General features: G+C 66.9%; 4 protein-coding genes. All 4 read left to right on the top strand.

The window, feature by feature from the left end:
* A partial coding sequence (locus WAZ62_RS03265) for a flagellar hook-length control protein FliK (protein WP_422642099.1) occupies positions 1–459 on the top strand: 459 nt, incomplete at its 5' end.
* Between the two features lie 25 nt (positions 460–484).
* The gene (locus WAZ62_RS03260; protein WP_422642098.1) at positions 485–1,153 is read left to right on the top strand and encodes a flagellar hook assembly protein FlgD; all 669 of its coding nucleotides are present in this window, start codon (positions 485–487) and stop codon (positions 1,151–1,153) included.
* Between the two features lie 103 nt (positions 1,154–1,256).
* Positions 1,257–1,523, top strand: a complete 267-nt coding sequence (locus tag WAZ62_RS03255) for a DUF1153 domain-containing protein (RefSeq protein WP_422642100.1) — start codon at positions 1,257–1,259, stop codon at positions 1,521–1,523.
* 154 nt (positions 1,524–1,677) lie between these two features.
* On the top strand, positions 1,678–3,090 hold a 1,413-nt coding region (gene fliF, locus WAZ62_RS03250), incomplete at its 3' end, for a flagellar basal-body MS-ring/collar protein FliF (RefSeq protein ID WP_422642097.1).

Raw genomic sequence — 3,090 nt, 5'->3', positions numbered from 1 at the left:
CCCCGGGCCGCGCCCGTGCCCCTCGACCCGGAAGCCCTGTCCGTCGCCATCGCGCGGAAGGTCGACGAGGGCACGCATGTCTTCGAGATTTCGCTGACGCCCGACGATCTCGGCCGCATCGATGTCCGCCTCGAATTCGCCGAGGACGGCCAGATGACCGCCCGGGTCTATGCCGACCGGCCCGAGACCCTGCATCTCCTGCAGCAGGACAAGGCCGATCTCGTCCGCAATCTGACCAGCCAGGGCGCCGCGACCCAGAACACCACGGTCAGCTTCGCCCTGCGCGACGGCCATGCCGGCCAGAACGGCGGCAACGGCCCGGGCGACGGCGGCGGCAATGGCAACAGAGGACGCGGCAGGGGCCAGAGCGGCAGTGGCGCGTCCGAAACGGTGGCGAATGCGGCCGGCCCACGTCAACGGCGGGGCGGCAACGCCCTGGCCGTCGACATCCAGGTTTGACGATCAAAGAAAGAAGGATGGACTCATGACCTCCGTCTCCTCCGCCACGGCCGCGACCAATTCCTCGACGACGACGTCGACCGCCACCGCCGGCCTCGCCAAGAACTTCAGCACCTTCCTCACCCTGCTGACGACCCAGTTGCAGAATCAGGATCCGCTGAACCCGATGGATTCCAACGAATTCACCAGCCAGCTGGTGCAGTTCGCCCAGGTGGAACAGTCGATCAACGCCAATTCGACGCTGTCCAACGTCCTTTCGGCCCTGCAGGGCCAGGCGACGGCGAGCGCCGTCGGCTATATCGGCAAGGAAGTCGCGGTCCCGACGCCGACCGCCGCCTTCGACGGCACGACCCCGGTGACCTGGCAATATGCCAAGGACACGGCTTCGGCCTCGACCACGCTGACCATCGTCGACGCCAAGGGCCAGACCGTGCGCAGCCTGACCGGGACCACGGCGGCCGGCACAACGTCCTACACCTGGGACGGCAAGGACGCCGATGGCGATGTCGTCGATGCCGGCCCCTACACGCTGAAGATCACCGCGCTCGACAGCGCCGGCAAGGCGACCGAGACCACGATCAGCACCATGTCGCTGGTCACCGGCGTCGACTCCGGCGGCAGTGCCATCGAACTCGTTACAAAGAACGGCAATGTCGCCATCGACGAGGTGACCAAGGTCGCCTCGTCCGATTGAAAATCGGCTTTTAGGCCGCTGTTAACCCCGCTCGTCTAGTCTCTTCCTTCGAAGTCCCGGCATATCCGGCCGGGCAGGAGTGGATTTGAGCGAGCATCATCACATGGACGAAATCACCGACAGTCCGCGGGGACCCGAGGGGCGCGACCTCCGGCTGGAGGATCTGCCCCCCGCGAATACCAAGCGCTGGGTGATCCGGCGCAAGGCGCTGGTGGTCAGCGCCGTGCGCGGCGGCCTGATCACGCTCGAGGATGCCTGCCGCCGCTACTCCCTTTCGGTCGAGGAATTCCTGTCCTGGCAGCGGGCGATCGACGCCCATGGCCTGCCCGGCCTTCGCGCGACCCGGATCCAGCTTTATCGCGATACCTGAACGCCGCCTGAATCGTCTCCCGCTGCAAAGCCCGGCCCTCGCGCCGGGCTTTGCCGTTTCCGGGCCCCGCTTCTCGCGGGGGCTCCGTTAACCTCCTGTTCAACAGAAAGAGGGAAATTATTGCCTAGGTCGATGGCGCGATGCCGGGGGCGACATGAACGAATTGCTGATGCGACTGAGGGGACTGGGGCTGCGGCGCCTGCTGATGCTGGGCGGCGTCACCGCGGTCGTGGCCGCTTTCCTGATCTTCGCCGCCAATCGCATGATGGCGCCGTCCTATGCCCTGCTCTACAGCGATCTCGACCTTGGCGATTCGTCCCACATCGTCGCCAAGCTCGAGGAACTTAAGGTGCCGTACCAGCTTTCGGCCGATGGAACCCGCATCATGGTGCCCGAGGATCAGGTGCCGCGACTGCGCATGACCATGGCGGAAAGCGGCGTGCCCACCGGCGGCTCCATGGGCTACGAGATCTTCGACCGCACCGAGGCGATCGGCACCACCAGCTTCGTCCAGAACATCAATCACCTGCGCGCGCTCGAAGGCGAGATCGCCCGCTCGATCAGCGCGATCGATCGCATTTCCAGCGCCCGCGTGCATCTGGTGCTGCCCCAGCGCCAGCTTTTCGCCCGCGAGACCGAGGCCCCTTCCGCCTCGATCGTGCTGAAGCTGAAGGGCGGCGGCCTTGATCCGGCGCAGGTCCGCGCCATCCGCCAGCTGACCGCGGCCGCCGTGCCCGGCCTGAAGGCCGACCGGATCTCGATCGTCGACGATCGCGGCAATCTGCTGGCGTCGGGCGACGGTGGCGGCACCGGCGCGGATGGCAGCCCCACGGAAGCGGTGGCCAGCAAGACCCGGGAATACGAGGCCGGGGTGCGCCGCGCCCTCGAGCAGCTGGTCGGCTCGTCGGTCGGTTTCGACAAGGTGCGGGCCGAGGTTTCGGCCGAACTCGATTTCGACCGGGTGACGACCCAGACCCAGACCTTCAATCCCGATGGCCAGGTCGTGCGTTCGACCCAGACCGTCAACGACCGCTCGCGCAATCAGGAAAGCGGCTCGCAGGCCGTCACCGTGCAGAGCAATCTGCCCGGCAACCAGAACCAGGGCGGCGGTGCCCAGAACACCACCGACCGTTCGGAAGAAACCGTCAATTACGAAATCTCCCGCACCGACCAGACCGTGGTGCAGGAAGGCGGCCGGGTGAAGCGCCTGTCCGTCGCCATCCTCGTCGACGGCACCTATCAGACCGCGGCCGATGGCACGCGGAGCTATCAGCCGCGCAGCCAGCAGGATCTGGACCAGTTGGAAACCCTGGTGAAATCGGCGATCGGCTTCGATCCGAAGCGCGGCGACCAGGTGCGCGTCGTCAACCTGCCCTTCGCCGACCAGTCCCTGCCCGAGGCGGGCGGCGCGGCCGACGCCGGCTTCCTTGGCCTCTCCAAGGCCGATTATTTCAAGATCGGCGAAATCGGCGTGCTCGGCCTCGTCGCCCTGCTGCTCACGCTCTTCGTCATCCGGCCGCTGGTCACCCGCCTGCTGGTGCCAGGCGGCGGCGGCCCGGCGCTGGCG

This window comes from Zavarzinia sp. (assembly GCF_049306435.1).
Classification (GTDB): domain Bacteria; phylum Pseudomonadota; class Alphaproteobacteria; order Zavarziniales; family Zavarziniaceae; genus Zavarzinia.
This window is presented reverse-complemented; position numbering and strand designations above follow the sequence as displayed.